Consider the following 12,711-nt stretch of genomic DNA (forward strand, 5'->3'; position numbering starts at 1 on the left):
CGAGATGACGGATGCCTCGCACTCCCGTGAGCCCGCCGAGCCCGCCGAGCCCGCCCGGCCCGCCGATCCGCTCGGCCCGCGTGCCCGCCGCGTGCGGCGTTCGCTGAACGGCGACCATCCAGGCGAGACCGGCGTCATGCTGCCGCCGTTCGTCGACCACCACGTGCACCTCCAGCTGGCCGATCCGGCACCCGCCGTCGCACGCGGGATCGCCGCAGTGGTCGACCTCGGCGCCGACCCCGGCGCCATCGCGACGATCGCGCGCGCCGACGGGCTGCCGCACGTGCGGTACGCGGGAGCGTTCCTCACCGCCCGCGGCGGCTACCCGACGGGTCGACCGTGGGCGCCGGCCGGGAGCGTGCGCGAACTCGACCCCGTCTCCGGCGACGCCGACGACCTGCGCGAGCGTCGGCACCACGCGCTCAGCGGGCCCGTCGAAGCGGTGGTCGACGAGCAGCGGAGGTTCGGGGCATCCGTCGTCAAGGTCGCCCTGAACTCCGTCGCAGGCCCGACCTTCGACCGGTCGACGCTCGACGCGATCGTCGCGGCCTCACGAGCGGCCGGGTTGCCGGTCGCCGTGCACGCCGAGGGCGCGGGGATGGCGCAGCTCGCGATCGACGCCGGCGCCGACGTGCTCGTGCACGCGCCCTTCACCGAGCGACTCGAGGACGACGTGATCGCGCGCGCCGTCGCAGCCCGTCAGGCGTGGATCTCGACGATCGCGATCCACGTGCGCGACGACGCATCCGTCGCCGAGACCGCCATCGACAACGTCCGCCGCTTCCACGCCGCCGGCGGTCGCGTGCTCTACGGCACCGACTCCGGCAACGGCGAGCTCGATCCGGGAGTGAACCCCGTCGAGGTCGCCGCGCTCGTGCGCGCCGGGCTCGCGGCATCCGCGGTCATCGCCGCACTCGCCGACCCGTGGCCCGAGCGATCGCCGGACTGGGCCGACGCCGGCGTCGCGACCTTCGTCCCCGACCCCGCCCCGGCCGACGGCGACCTCGGCACGCCCGACGCCGTCGCCCGATGGCTCGCCACGGCACGACTCGTGCCCACCGAGGAACTGGAGCTCAGCTGACCATGGACTCGCTGCTCGCCTACGCCCGCCGCCAGGATCGCGCCGACGGCCTCGCGCACCTCCGAACGCGATTCGTCGGCGCCGACACCGAGCTCGTCTACTTCGACGGGAACTCGCTCGGCAGGCCGCCCGTCGCGGCGATCGAGCGCGTCGAGCGGTTCATGCGCGAGGAATGGGGCGGGCGACTCATCCGCGGGTGGGACGAGTCCTGGCTGCAGCTGCCGTACGAGATCGGCGACCGCATCGGTCGCGCCGTGATCGAGGCGAAGGCCGGCCAGACCGTGATCGGCGACTCGACGACGGTGCTCCTCTACAAGCTCGCGCGCGCCGCCGTCGATGCGCAGGTCGCACGGGATCCGCAGCGCCGCGAGATCGTCGTCGACCGCGACAACTTCCCGACCGACCGGTACGTCCTCGAGGGCATCGCGCACGAGACCGGATGCCGCCTCCGCTGGATCGACGTCGACCTCGAGCGCGGCGTGACCCCGGAGCAGCTCGCCGAAGTCGCCGGGCCGCACACGGCGCTCGTCGTCGTCAACCACGTCTCGTACCGGTCCGCCTACCTCGCCGACGCGCCGGAGCTCACGCGCATCGCCCACGACGCCGGCGCGCTCATCCTCTGGGACCTCTGCCACTCGGCCGGCTCAGTGCCGGTGCACGCCGATCGATGGGAGTTCGACCTCGCCGTCGGCTGCACCTACAAGTACCTCAACGGAGGGCCCGGCTCCCCCGCGTTCGCGTACGTGCGCGACGACCTGCAGCAGGCGCTGCGTCAGCCGATCCAGGGCTGGTTCGGCACGGCCGACCTGTTCGCGATGGGCCCCGAGTACGTTCCCGCGCCCGGCATCCGTCGCTTCGTCAGCGGCACGTCGCCCATCACCGCGATGATCGCCATGCAGGAGACGCTCGCCATGATCGAGGACGTCGGCATGGCGGCGATCCGCGCGAAGTCGATCGCGCTCACCGAGTACGCGATCGAACTCGCCGACCAGTGGCTCGCTCCGCTGGGCGTCGTGGTCGGCTCGCCGCGCGACGCGGAGGAGCGCGGCGGCCACGTGATCCTGCAGCACGACGCCATGCGCGAGGTCACCGCCCGCCTCTGGCAGCGCGACGTGATCCCCGACTACCGCGACGTGGGCGGCCTGCGGGTCGGGCTCGCACCCCTGTCGACGAGCTTCGAGGAGGTCCACCGCGGCCTCGACGCCACGCGCGAGGTGCTCCGCGAGGTGCTCGCGGAGCGGGCGGGGCTCGGCTAGGCGTCGGCCGCGGTCACGGTCGTCGGTCGCCTCGCGGCCGGACGCCGGCCGAGCAGCACGGCCAGGATCACGGCGAGGGCGAGCCCCGCCTCGAAGATCGCCGAGAGCCAGAGCTCTGGCGCCGTGATCACGAGCGAGACGCCGAGCACGACGTGCATCGCGGAGATCGCGAGCACCAGCGCCCGCCCGGCCTCGACGCGCGTGCCGCGCGCCAACAGCACGCCGACGATGACGGTCACGCCCATGAGCATGTTGTAGACCCCGACGTTGCGGGTCCAGAGGGCGACCGCGTCGTACTCGTCGGGCTCGATGAGGAAGATCGCGTACAACGCGGGCTCCCGGAAGAAGAACGTCTCCAACGCGCCGACCACGAGGAGCGTGAGCGCCTCGAGCGCCGCCAGGACCTGTGCGACTCTGGTCATGGCCGCATTCTCCTCCCGGCCCCAGCCGAGGTCCAGCCTCGATGGCGTGCCGACCGCTGCACGCCGGTACCACGCGATCCGGGGTCGGGCAATCCCCGGTGGGACTTCACTTGCACGGAACATGGCGCGCGTAGCATGGCCGCACACGTGACACCGATGGAAGGGATGTTCCATGACGGATGCGACGGACAAGAAGATCGACGACCTCGACGACCAGGTCGAGGAGGCCGTCGAGAACGCGATGGCCGCAGCGGATGCGGCGGCCGACGATGCCTCCGACCGGATCGAGGACCTCGCCGACGCGGCGAGCGAGGCGCTCGGCAGGGCGACCGCCGCGGCGACCGAGGTCGCGAGCAAGGCGACGGCCGCGGCGACCGACGCGGCGAGCAAGGCGACGGCCGCGGCCTCCGATGCCGCGAGCCAGGCCAAGGCGCTCGCCGCGGACGCCATGGACGACGCCGGCGAGTTCATCGACGACGCCAGCGACTGGATCCAGGAGAAGTACCGCGAGAACCCGGCGCTCGTGCTCGGTCTCGCCGCCGCGGCCGGCGTGGCGCTGATCGTCGGCGTCGGCGCGATCGTCCGCGCGATCACGCGCGACTGAGCGCGACGCGGGCGGTGCGGGCCGACCGCGTCGCCCGCGCCCGCACAGCGCGGTCAGGCGAGCGCCGCGATCCGGGCGAACTCCCTGCGGAGGCCCTCCGACACGACGTCGGCGGCGACCGCCGCGGCATCGCAGTGCACGGCGCAACGCAGCGCGCCGTCGTACGAGATCGCCGCGATGCCGAGGCGGACGTTCCCCTGGATCGCCGTCACGGGCCAGGCGTGCTCGAGTCGCGCGCCGGCCAGGGCGAGCGGATGCCGCGGCCCGGGCACGTTCGTCACGAACATCACGATGAGCCGCTGTCGGCGTGCGAGCCGGAGGAAGAGCCGCGCGCCGACGCGCGTGCGGGTCAACTCGAACGTCCCGCGCCCTCGCGCGTCGCGCTTCCCCTCGGCGGTGAGCGCCGCGATCCGGGCCAGCCGGCGCGGGAGGTCGGCCTCGCCGGTCGGGAGCCGGACGAGCATGACGCCGACCGCGTTGCCCGATCGGCCGCGGGCGCCCAGGGCGACCGGCACGCTCGCGGGCAGGACCTCCGGCACCGGATCGCCGTGCGCGCGAAGCGCGCCCTCGACGGCGGCGGCCGCCGCGGCGAGCAGGGCATCGTTGAGCGTCGCACCGACGGCCCCCGCGCCCGCCGCGAGCGCGGCGAGCGGCGCCTCGGCGAACGCGACGCCGCGCCGCGGGCCGATCGGACCGAGGAGGACCGTGTCCGGCACCGCCTGCCGGAACATGCCCAGCGTGCGCTCGACGCCGGATGCGATCGCACGCACGCCGCGTGCGGGCGCGGCCTCGGCGGCGACCTCGGAAGCTCCGTTCGGGGTCCGCGACGCGGCATCCGCCTCGTCTCGCGCTTCGGGTGCGAGCAGGCGCTCGACCAGTCGCACCGAGGCGATGCCGTCGGCGAGCGCGTGGTGGATCCGCAGCACCACGCCGACCCGGCCGGGCTCGACGCCCGGGACGACCAGCAGTTCCCAGAGCGGACGGTCGAGCGGCATCGGCGTGACCATCAGTCGCGCGCACAGCTCCTCGAGGCCGGCGCGCCTGTCCACCGGTTCGACGGTGCGCACGTGTCGCGCGAGGTCGAGGGCCGCCGGTTCCCACGCCAGCGCGCGTCCGTCGCGGACCACGCGCTGCGAGAGCCGCGGAACCGCGGCGATCCGGGAGGCCAGGCTCGCCCGGACGCGGTCGAGGTCCACCGAGCCGTCGGCGCCGACCGCTCCGCCCGGAGCGAGCACGCCGGCCATCAGGAACGCGTTCACCTGGTCGGGAACGTCCATCGCGATGTTCGCCGCGTCGGCCCTCGAGAGCCGCTCGCGACCGGCGGTCCGAGCCGTCACGCCCGCAGTCTACGGCGGGCGACGAGCGGCGTCCGGGCGACGGATAGAATCGACGCATCCACACCCTCGACACCGAACGGAGAACCGCGGTGCCCACCATCGTCGTCGAAGTGATGCCCAAGGCCGAACTGCTCGACCCGCAGGGGAAGGCCGTCGCCGGCGCGCTCTCCCGTACCGGGCACGACTCGATCAGCGGGGTCCGGGTCGGCAAGCGCTTCGAACTCACCGTCGACGGCCCGATCGACGACGCGGTCCGCGCCGAGGTCGCCGCCCTCGCCGAGCACGTGCTCTCCAACTCGGTCATCGAGGACGTCGTGGGCATCCACTACGAGCAGTCGAACGCCGAACTGGCCGGCGAGGCGGCAGGTCACCACGACGGCTACGACGCCCCCGCGGGCGAGACCCACTGAGCGCGGGGAGTCGGCCCATGCGCATCGGCGTCATCACGTTCCCCGGCTCGCTCGACGACCGCGACGCGCAGCGCGCCGTGCGGCTCGCGGGCGGCGAGCCCGTCGCGCTCTGGCACGGGTCGCACGACCTCGAGGGCGTCGACGCCCTCATCCTCCCGGGTGGCTTCAGCTACGGCGACTACCTGCGCTGCGGCGCGATCGCCTCGCTCAGCCCGATCATGACCGAGGTCGTCGACGCGGCGAACGCCGGCATGCCGGTCCTCGGCATCTGCAACGGCTTCCAGATGCTCGCGGAGGCGCACCTGCTCGAGGGCGGCCTGATCCGCAACGACCACGGCTCGTTCATCTGCCGCGACCAGGTCCTGCGCGTCGAGAACGCGTCGACCGCGTGGACCGGTGAGTTCGAGGCCGGCCAGGAGATCACCATCCCGTTGAAGAACGGCGAGGGCGGGTTCATCGCCTCGGAGGAGACGCTCGATCGTCTCGAGGGCGAGGGGCGCGTGGCGTTCCGCTACGTGGGCGTCAACCCGAACGGATCGCTCCGCGACATCGCGGGCATCACGAACGCCGCCGGGAACGTCGTCGGACTCATGCCGCACCCCGAGCACGCGGTCGAGCCGGGCTTCGGCCCCGACACCGCCGCCGCGATGCGATCGGGCGTCGACGGGCTCGGCTTCTTCACGAGCGTCATCCGCCGCACCCTCGTCGAGGCCTAGCCCGCATCGGCACCTCCCGTAGGCTGACGCTCGGGAGGTGCCGATGCCGACATCCGACGGAACCCGCCGCTGGTGGGCCACGCTCTCCGAGGCGATCTCGTCCCGGATCTGGCCGCTGCCCGTCGCGGCGATCATCGCCGCCGTCATCGCCGGCGTGCTGCTCCCGCTGCTCGACGCCGCGGTCGACGAGCAGCTCCCGCCCTGGCTCGGAGCACTGCTCTTCAGCGGCGGGACCGAGGCCGCGCGGGCGGTGCTCACGACGATCAGCGGCTCGCTCATCACCGCGACCTCGCTGACCTTCTCGCTCACCGTGGTCGCCCTGCAGCTCGCGAGCAACCAGGCGTCTCCGCGCGTGCTCCGCCAATTCGCGTCGGACGGTATGGTCCACCTGACCCTCGCGATCTTCCTCGGCACCTTCGCGTACGCCCTGACCGTGCTGCGCACCGTCGAGGACGCCGGCGACCGGGTCCCCCGGATCGCGGTGACCGTCGCCTTCGGGCTCACGCTCGCGAGCGTCGTCGTCCTCGTGCTCTTCCTGGCCCACCTCGCGAGCCGGCTGCGGGTCGAGACGATGCTGCGCGACGTGCATCGCGAGACCGCGCGCACCATCGCCCTCGTCGGGGCCGACGATCGCGCCACGGCGCCCGCCCCGGAGCGGCCGGGTGACGCGCGGCAGATCCTCGCGCGGCACTCCGGTTTCGTCGTCGGGATCGACCGCGACCGGGTGATCGCCGCGGCGCGCGAGCACGGCGTCGTCGTGCGCGAACTCCGGGACATGGGCGCGAGCGTCATCGAGGCGACGCCCCTCGCGGAGTGGTGGCCGGCGCAGGCCCGCCCGGCGGCGGCACGGGATGGCGCGGCCGACGCCGAGGCCGGCGTCGCCGCCGACACCGAGGCCCGGACGGACGGCGGCACCCGCGCCGATCGCGCCGCGCTCGAGCGCGCCGTCGTCGAGGCCTATCACGTCGGATACGAGCGCACCGCGCCGCAGGACGTCGGCTTCGGCCTGCGGCAGATCGCGGACATCGCGACGAAGGCGCTCTCACCCGGCGTCAACGATCCGACGACCGCGGTCCACGCGCTGAGCCATGTCGCCGCGCTGCTCGGCGACATCGCGGAGCTTCCCGAGCAGCCGGCCGCCTACGCCGACGAGGACGGCACGGCGCGGCTCGTCCCGCGCGGTCACGAGTTCGCGTCGCTCGTCGAGGTCGGGATCCAGCAGGCTCGTCGCTACGGCGCCGCCGACCCGGACGTCGCGGCGCGGCTCTTCGGCCTCCTCGAGGACGTCGGGCGGCGCGTCTCCCGGCCGGACCAGCGGATCGTGCTCGCGCGCCAGCTCGACCGCCTCGTGGCCAGCGTGGACGCCGAAGCCTACGACCCGCACGAGCGCGCGGTGTTCGCCGAGCTCGCGGCGCGCGTCCGATCCGTGCTCGATCGGCCCGCCGCCTCGACGTCCGTGTAGCGACCCGGCGCGCGGTGCGCGACGTCCGTGGCGTCCGAGCCGCGCTGCCACGCGACCCGGACGCCGTGCCGGCGCTCCGGCGGTGCGGACTAGGCCGCGGCCTCGTCGGCCTCCGGCTGCTGCGGCGCGTCGGCGTCCACGCCCGCGGCGTAGGCGGCGCGGAGCGCGGCGCCGAGCCCGGCGTCGACGTTCGTCCAGTACTGGAAGAAGCGCTCGCGGATGTCGTCCACGGTGATCGCGTTCGCCTGGCCCGAGAGCGTCTCGAGGAAGCGCGCCTTGGCCTCGGCCGAGTAGACGTCGCGGTAGAGCGCGCCGGCCTGGCCGAAGTCGGAGTCGTCGGCGCGGAGCGTGTAGGCGGAGCGGACGAGCGCGCCGTCGGCCTCCCAGCCGCCCTCGGCCGCGACCGCGGCGTCGGCGGCCGGGCCGCCGACCGAGTTCGGGGCGTAGACCGGAGCGGTCGGCGCGCTGAAGTGGTAGCGCGCGGCGCCGTCCTGCGAATAGTTGTGCACGGATGCCGCGTGCGGCGCGTTCACGGGCAGCTGGTTGTAGTTCGTGCCCACGCGGTAGCGCTGCGCGTCGGGGTAACTGAACACGCGCGCCATGAGCATCTTGTCGGGGCTGATCGCGATGCCCGGGACGGTGTTGGCCGGCGAGAACGCGGCCTGCTCGATCTCCGCGAAGAAGTTCTGCGGGTTGCGGTCGAGCGTCAGCGTGCCCACCGGGACGAGCGGGTAGTCGGCGTGTGGCCACACCTTGGTGAGGTCGAACGGGTTGAAGCGGTAGGTCTTCGCGTCCTCGTAGGGCATGACCTGCACGAAGAGGTCCCACTTCGGGTGGTCGCCGCGTTCGATCGCCTCGTACAGGTCGCGCCGGTAGAAGTCGGCGTCGGCGCCGGCGATCGCCTCGGCGGTCTCGGCGTCGAGGTGCAGGTCGCCCTGCTGCGAGCGGAAGTGGTACTTCACCCAGAACCGCTCGCCCTCGGCGTTGGTCCACTGGTACGTGTGCGAGCCGTAGCCCTGCATCTCGCGCCACGACTTCGGCAGGCCGCGGTCGCCCATGAGGTAGGTGACCTGGTGGGCCGACTCGGGCGAGAGGGTCCAGAAGTCCCACTGCATGTCGGCGTCTCGGAGCCCGGAGCCCGGCAGGCGCTTCTGCGAGTGGATGAAGTCGGGGAACTTGATGGCGTCGCGGATGAAGAAGACCGGGGTGTTGTTGCCGACGATGTCGAAGTTGCCCTCGGTCGTGTAGAACTTCAGCGAGAAGCCGCGCACGTCGCGCCAGGTGTCGGGCGAGCCCTGCTCGCCGGCGACAGATGAGAAGCGCAGCAGCGTCTCGGACTCGGCGCCGGGCTGGAACACGGCCGCGCGGGTGTAGGCCGAGACATCCGCCGTGACCTCGAAGCGGCCGAATGCGCCGCCGCCCTTGGCGTGCACGATCCGCTCCGGGATCCGCTCGCGGTTGAACTGGGCGAGCTTCTCGACGAGGTACCGGTCGTGCAGCACCGTGGCGCCGTCGGCGCCGACCGTGAGCGAGTGCGCGTCGCTGGCGACCGGCGTGCCGGTCTGGGTGGTCGTCACGGGCGGGGTCGTAGGGTTCGACATGTCGTCCTTCTCTTCTCGGTGGTGGATGCCGCGGCGCGGCGGTGCGCGTCGTGCGGGCACGACGAGCACCGCCCCGGCCGGGCGGTCGGCGCGCGGGGCGCGCCTGGGCGAGCGGATGGCGCCGGGCTAGCCGGCGACCTCCCGCTGGCAGTCGGCGCAGAGGCCCCAGAAGGTGACCTCGGCGGTGTGGATGGCGAAGCCGGCGGCGTCGGAGGGCGCGAGGCAGGGCGGCTCGCCCACCACGCAGTCGACGTCGGCCACGGCGCGGCACCGGGTGCAGACGACGTGGTGGTGGTTGTCGCCCGTGCGGCTCTCGTAGAGCGCCGGCGACTCGGCGGGTTCGATGCGTCGCAGCAGTCCGGCGTCGGTGAGCGCACCGAGCACGTTGTAGACCGACTGCAGCGAGGTGCCGGGGAGCGTGCCCGCGACCCGCGAGAGCACGGCATCGGCGTCGAGGTGGCCGTGGCCGCTGACGGCGTCGAGCACCGCGATGCGCGGGGCGGTCACCTTGAGACCCGCGGCGCGAAGGCGCGCCGCGGCGTCGTCGCGGTGGGCCTCGGTGGTCATGCCCCCACCGTAGCAGTTGTTTTGAGTGACTCAAAACAACTTCGCGACCGGTTCACGTTCGCGGCGCACGCAGGGCTGCGCCAAAGCCCGCGCATAGCCTCACGGCGAAGCATCGGAACCGCACCGGTGCGCCGCGCACCGCGCAGGACACGCCCGGAGGACCGATCATGACCGCTCAGAGCACGAACACGACGACCGCCGCGACGACGGACGACCCGGCGACGACGCCGGACGCTCCCGCCACGGCGCCGACCGCACCGCTGCCGCCTGCGGCGCAGACGCCTCCCCCGTTCCACCCGGCCGACCGCGACGCGCCCGCCGCGGGGGCGCCGCCCGCCGGCGGCCGTCCGTCACGGGTCGACGAGCGCACGCCCTGGCACCGCCGCGCCTGGGTGCTCGTCGTGGCGGCCCTGGTCGCGGCGCTCGTCTTCTTCGGCGCGGGCTTCGTCGCGGGGAACGCCGCCGCCGTGTTCGGCGGTGTCGTCGGCGACCGTGCGGGCATCCCCGCGGGTCCGGGCTTCGGCGGCGACCGGGGCGGCGACCGCTTCGCCCCCGGCCGCGATCGCCCGGGCTTCGGCGGGCCCGGCGAGCGCCCCGGTTCCGGCGACGGGGACGGCGACGACACAGGCACCGGCTCGGAGTCCTGAACGGCCGTGCGCGTACGGGGCCTCAGCGCGCCCGATCGTCCGGGCCGGCGGACCGGTCGTCGCCCGCATCGACGTCGGCCCCCGCGCGCGCACCGTCCCCGTCCTCCTGGGACTGCACCGGGATCGCCTGCGTGAACTCCGACGCGCGCTGCGCGCCGTCCGCCGTCCCGGAGAAGAGCCCGGCGCGCGGTATCGAGCCCGTCGCCGGCTTCGCCGCCGACGGCTCCCCGGCCTGCCGCCGCGACTCGGACGCGGCATCCGTCGCCCCGCTCCGCCCCTCGTCGGAGTCCGCATCCGCATCGGTCCGCTCCGCCGGCTCCGAGCCGACCAGGACGCGCTGCTGCGGGAGCGCCGCGGCATCCTGCTCTCGGATCCACTCGACGAGGTCCTCGCGGACCAGGCATCGGAGGTCCCACAGCGCCGCCGAGTCGGCTGCGCTGACGAGTACGCGGACCCGGACGAGCCCGCCGGTCGCCTCGGTGACCTGCAGCACCTTCGTGCGGCCGTCGAAGAGCTCCTCTCCCTCGAGGACCCGGTCGAGCTCCTCGCGCATCGCGTCGGTCGAGATGCGCCAGTCGACGTCGAGCTCGACCGAGCCGACGAGGGCGCTGCCGTACTTCGTCCAGTTCTGGAACGGCTTCGTGGTGAAGTACGTGCAGGGCAGCACGACGGTCCGCTCGTCCCACGTGACGACCACCACGTAGGTGAGGGTGATCTCGCGGATGCGGCCCCACTCGCCCTCGACGACGACGACGTCGTCGACGCGGATCGCCTCGCTGAACGCGATCTGGACCCCGGCGAACATGTTCGCGAGCACCGACTGCGCGGCGAGACCGGCGACGATCGACGCGATTCCGGCGGAGGCGAGCACGCTCGCACCGACCGCGCGCACGCCCGGGAAGGTGAGCAGGATGGCGCCCACCGCCAGGATCACGATGACGACGACCACGAGTCGGCGCACGATCTGCAACTGCGTGTGCACGCGCCGTGCGACCCGATTGTCGGCGACATCCAACCGGTACCGGCTCACGCCCATGTCGGCGAGGAACAGGAACAGCTCCGCGACGAGCCAGGCGCCCGCGGCGATCATCGCGATGAGGAAGGCGTGGTCCACGGCGGGCCGCCAACTCGCGTCGGGGAACGCGAGCGCGATCGAGATCCACGTGCCGGCGACGAGGAGCACCGTCCGGAACGGCCATCGCGCGCGGCGGATCAGGATGCCCGCCCAGTCGCGGCGGCGCGAGACGGCCCGCACGATGATCGAGGCGATGGCCGAGATGATGAACGTGGCGATGACCGCGATGACGAGCGCGATCGCGAAGACCAACGTGGTCTCCCAGGTCGTGGCGTCGGGCATGGCGGACTCCCTCCGGTCGGGCTCCCCAGCGTATGCGGGCCCCCTGTGAGGCGTGCAAGCCGAGCGAGGACCTCTCGGGTCATGCCCAGCCCGCGCCGGGGCGACGGCCAGAGGGCGGTGCGCCGCGGTCGCGGAGCGCGGGCGCAGTGGTCAGGTCGCGTCGCGGGCCGCGATCCAGGCGCGGACCAGCGCCTGCAACGCCTCGCGCTTGTGCTCCAGGTCTCCCGAGTCGACGAGCTTCGCGACGCGCGAGACGTCGCCCTCGCCCTCGAGCAGGCCGTCCGGATCGGGGAGCTCGGCCCCTCGGTGAGGATGAGGCTCGCGTGCGGGCGGCGCCGGTACCCTGAACGGATGGCCCTGACCGAGCTCGTCCCACTGCCCGGTGGCACGTTCCGCATGGGCAGCGACGCCCACTACGCCGAGGAGGCGCCGCAGCACGAACGGCAGGTCGCGCCGTTCGCGATCGAGCGCCACCCGGTCACGAACTCCCAGTTCGCCGAGTTCGTCAGCGCGACCGGATACGTCACGACCGCCGAGCGCCCGCTCGACCCCGTCGAGTTCGCCGACGTCCCGGAATCCGATCGTGCGCCGGGGTCGCTCGTGTTCACGCCGACCGACGGCCCGGTCGACCTTCGCGACTGGCGCCAGTGGTGGCGCTGGGTGCCGGGCGCCGACTGGCGCCATCCGTTCGGCCCGGGCTCGGGGCTGGAGGACCGCGCCGACCACCCGGTCGTGCACGTCGCCTTCGCGGACGCCACGGCGTACGCCGAATGGGCCGGTCGCCGCCTGCCCACCGAGGCGGAATGGGAGTACGCGGCGCGCGGCGGGCTGGACGGCGCCGAGTTCGCGTGGGGCGACGAGCGGACGCCCGGCGGCGTCGTCCTGGCGAACACCTGGCAGGGGTCGTTCCCGTACCGCAACGAGGGCTGGGGCGGCACCTCTCCCGTCGGTGCGTACCCGCCGAACGGGTTCGGGCTCGTCGACGTCATCGGCAACGTGTGGGAGTGGACCTCGGACCCGTTCACGCCTCGACACGTTCCCCCGGGCGCGGCATCCGTCGACCGCGGCGAGCGCGCCGACCTGCTCGCCGGCGCGGCTCCGTCGCGCGCACTGCACGTCACCAAGGGCGGGTCGCACCTGTGCGCGCCCGAGTACTGCCGCCGCTACCGACCGGCCGCGCGCTCGTCCCAGGCTGAGGACTCCTCGACCACGCACCTCGGCTTCCGCTGCGCGGCCGACGTCACGGGCTGA

The 12,711-nt window shown here is 73.7% G+C and carries 13 protein-coding genes; 8 read left to right on the forward strand and 5 right to left on the reverse strand.

Annotated features, from left to right (window positions below):
• The first annotated feature begins 4 nt into the window (after positions 1–4).
• Positions 5–1,081 carry an amidohydrolase family protein gene (locus tag ACFVHK_RS00405; RefSeq protein ID WP_376927639.1) on the forward strand — a complete coding sequence of 359 codons (1,077 nt, stop codon included), beginning with the start codon at positions 5–7 and terminating at the stop codon, positions 1,079–1,081.
• A gap of 2 nt (positions 1,082–1,083) precedes the next feature.
• Positions 1,084–2,337 (forward strand): kynureninase, encoded by a 1,254-nt coding sequence (locus ACFVHK_RS00410; RefSeq protein WP_207207064.1) that lies wholly within the window; start codon positions 1,084–1,086, stop codon positions 2,335–2,337.
• Here the strand turns inward: ACFVHK_RS00410 and ACFVHK_RS00415 are convergent.
• Entirely contained in the window at positions 2,334–2,759 is a 426-nt protein-coding gene (locus ACFVHK_RS00415; protein WP_376927089.1) for a DUF1304 family protein, read from the reverse strand. The genes ACFVHK_RS00410 and ACFVHK_RS00415 overlap by 4 nt on opposite strands.
• A 172-nt stretch (positions 2,760–2,931) precedes the next feature.
• On the opposite strand from ACFVHK_RS00415, the gene ACFVHK_RS00420 reads away from it, so the two are divergent.
• Positions 2,932–3,363, forward strand: a complete 432-nt coding sequence (locus tag ACFVHK_RS00420; protein ID WP_376927090.1) for a hypothetical protein — start codon at positions 2,932–2,934, stop codon at positions 3,361–3,363.
• Positions 3,364–3,416: 53 nt separating this feature from the next.
• Here the strand turns inward: ACFVHK_RS00420 and ACFVHK_RS00425 are convergent, their stop codons facing one another.
• A complete protein-coding gene (locus ACFVHK_RS00425; protein ID WP_376927091.1) occupies positions 3,417–4,700 on the reverse strand; it encodes a wax ester/triacylglycerol synthase domain-containing protein in 1,284 nt (427 codons plus the stop codon).
• Between the two features lie 89 nt (positions 4,701–4,789).
• On the opposite strand from ACFVHK_RS00425, the gene purS reads away from it, so the two are divergent.
• From purS to ACFVHK_RS00440, 3 genes are read left to right on the forward strand one after another with little or no spacing between them, the layout of a single operon-like run.
• The gene (gene purS / locus ACFVHK_RS00430; RefSeq protein WP_207207174.1) at positions 4,790–5,110 is read left to right on the forward strand and encodes a phosphoribosylformylglycinamidine synthase subunit PurS; all 321 of its coding nucleotides are present in this window, start codon (positions 4,790–4,792) and stop codon (positions 5,108–5,110) included.
• Between the two features lie 17 nt (positions 5,111–5,127).
• Positions 5,128–5,826 carry a phosphoribosylformylglycinamidine synthase subunit PurQ gene (gene purQ / locus ACFVHK_RS00435; RefSeq protein WP_129235762.1) on the forward strand — a complete coding sequence of 233 codons (699 nt, stop codon included), beginning with the start codon at positions 5,128–5,130 and terminating at the stop codon, positions 5,824–5,826.
• A 43-nt stretch (positions 5,827–5,869) separates the two neighbouring features.
• Positions 5,870–7,288, forward strand: a complete 1,419-nt coding sequence (locus ACFVHK_RS00440; RefSeq protein WP_376927092.1) for a DUF2254 domain-containing protein — start codon at positions 5,870–5,872, stop codon at positions 7,286–7,288.
• Positions 7,289–7,377: 89 nt separating this feature from the next.
• On the opposite strand, the gene ACFVHK_RS00445 is transcribed toward ACFVHK_RS00440, so the two are convergent.
• A complete protein-coding gene (locus ACFVHK_RS00445; RefSeq protein WP_376927093.1) occupies positions 7,378–8,889 on the reverse strand; it encodes a catalase in 1,512 nt (503 codons plus the stop codon).
• A 126-nt stretch (positions 8,890–9,015) separates the two neighbouring features.
• A complete protein-coding gene (locus tag ACFVHK_RS00450) occupies positions 9,016–9,456 on the reverse strand; it encodes a Fur family transcriptional regulator (RefSeq protein ID WP_129236048.1) in 441 nt (146 codons plus the stop codon).
• A 167-nt stretch (positions 9,457–9,623) separates the two neighbouring features.
• Between ACFVHK_RS00450 and ACFVHK_RS00455 the strand changes: the two genes are divergently transcribed.
• Positions 9,624–10,103, forward strand: a complete 480-nt coding sequence (locus ACFVHK_RS00455; RefSeq protein ID WP_376927094.1) for a hypothetical protein — start codon at positions 9,624–9,626, stop codon at positions 10,101–10,103.
• A gap of 22 nt (positions 10,104–10,125) precedes the next feature.
• Here the strand turns inward: ACFVHK_RS00455 and ACFVHK_RS00460 are convergent, their stop codons facing one another.
• Positions 10,126–11,460: a mechanosensitive ion channel family protein gene (locus ACFVHK_RS00460; protein ID WP_376927095.1), complete on the reverse strand. Its 1,335-nt coding sequence runs from the start codon at positions 11,458–11,460 to the stop codon at positions 10,126–10,128.
• Positions 11,461–11,811: 351 nt separating this feature from the next.
• Between ACFVHK_RS00460 and ACFVHK_RS00465 the strand changes: the two genes are divergently transcribed.
• Positions 11,812–12,711, forward strand: a complete 900-nt coding sequence (locus ACFVHK_RS00465) for a formylglycine-generating enzyme family protein (protein WP_129233707.1) — start codon at positions 11,812–11,814, stop codon at positions 12,709–12,711.

Source organism: Agromyces binzhouensis (assembly GCF_042672355.1).
Classification (GTDB): Bacteria; Actinomycetota; Actinomycetes; order Actinomycetales; family Microbacteriaceae; genus Agromyces; species Agromyces binzhouensis.

Bases quoted from the DNA above. Each gene is read 5' to 3' on its own strand.
- ACFVHK_RS00405 (WP_376927639.1), top strand. From the start codon at position 5: ATGACGGATGCCTCGCACTCCCGTGAGCCCGCCGAGCCCGCCGAGCCC.
- ACFVHK_RS00410 (WP_207207064.1), top strand. From the start codon at position 1,084: ATGGACTCGCTGCTCGCCTACGCCCGCCGCCAGGATCGCGCCGACGGC.
- ACFVHK_RS00415 (WP_376927089.1), bottom strand. From the start codon at position 2,759: ATGACCAGAGTCGCACAGGTCCTGGCGGCGCTCGAGGCGCTCACGCTC.
- ACFVHK_RS00420 (WP_376927090.1), top strand. From the start codon at position 2,932: ATGACGGATGCGACGGACAAGAAGATCGACGACCTCGACGACCAGGTC.
- purQ (WP_129235762.1), top strand. From the start codon at position 5,128: ATGCGCATCGGCGTCATCACGTTCCCCGGCTCGCTCGACGACCGCGAC.
- ACFVHK_RS00440 (WP_376927092.1), top strand. From the start codon at position 5,870: ATGCCGACATCCGACGGAACCCGCCGCTGGTGGGCCACGCTCTCCGAG.
- ACFVHK_RS00445 (WP_376927093.1), bottom strand. From the start codon at position 8,889: ATGTCGAACCCTACGACCCCGCCCGTGACGACCACCCAGACCGGCACG.
- ACFVHK_RS00450 (WP_129236048.1), bottom strand. From the start codon at position 9,456: ATGACCACCGAGGCCCACCGCGACGACGCCGCGGCGCGCCTTCGCGCC.
- ACFVHK_RS00455 (WP_376927094.1), top strand. From the start codon at position 9,624: ATGACCGCTCAGAGCACGAACACGACGACCGCCGCGACGACGGACGAC.
- ACFVHK_RS00460 (WP_376927095.1), bottom strand. From the start codon at position 11,460: ATGCCCGACGCCACGACCTGGGAGACCACGTTGGTCTTCGCGATCGCG.
- ACFVHK_RS00465 (WP_129233707.1), top strand. From the start codon at position 11,812: ATGGCCCTGACCGAGCTCGTCCCACTGCCCGGTGGCACGTTCCGCATG.